This window comes from Brevibacillus sp. SIMBA_040 (assembly GCF_046535075.1).
GTDB lineage: Bacteria > Bacillota > Bacilli > Brevibacillales > Brevibacillaceae > Brevibacillus.
This window is the reverse complement of record NZ_JAWRXI010000125.1, coordinates 1-294: the sequence shown is the minus strand read 5'-3', so window position 1 is coordinate 294 and position 294 is coordinate 1. Positions and strand designations below refer to the sequence as shown.

The 294-nt window shown below is 62.9% G+C and carries 1 protein-coding gene; it reads right to left on the bottom strand.

Going from position 1 to position 294, the window contains the following annotated elements; translation table 11 throughout:
• Positions 1-294 (bottom strand): B12-binding domain-containing protein (locus SB752_RS32235; protein ID WP_410719472.1); only part of this gene is annotated, 294 nt, incomplete at both ends.

Sequence of the window (294 nt, the reverse complement as noted above, 5' to 3'; positions counted from 1 at the left end):
GACCCGGGCGGATTTAACCACCTGGGGCAGGAACATCTTGCCGGCGCCGAACAGGTCGCCGACCACGTTCATGCCGGACATCAGCGGGCCTTCGATCACCTCGATCGGGCGGCTGAAGCTCAGGCGCGACTCTTCGGTGTCTTCAACGATGTGCGTGGTGATGCCCTTGACCAGCGCGTGTTCCAGGCGTTTGTTGACCTCCCAGCTACGCCATTCCTCGGTTTCGGCTTCCTTGACGCTGCCATCGCCCTTGAACTGGTCGGCGATGGCCAGCAGGGCATCGGTGCCATTGGG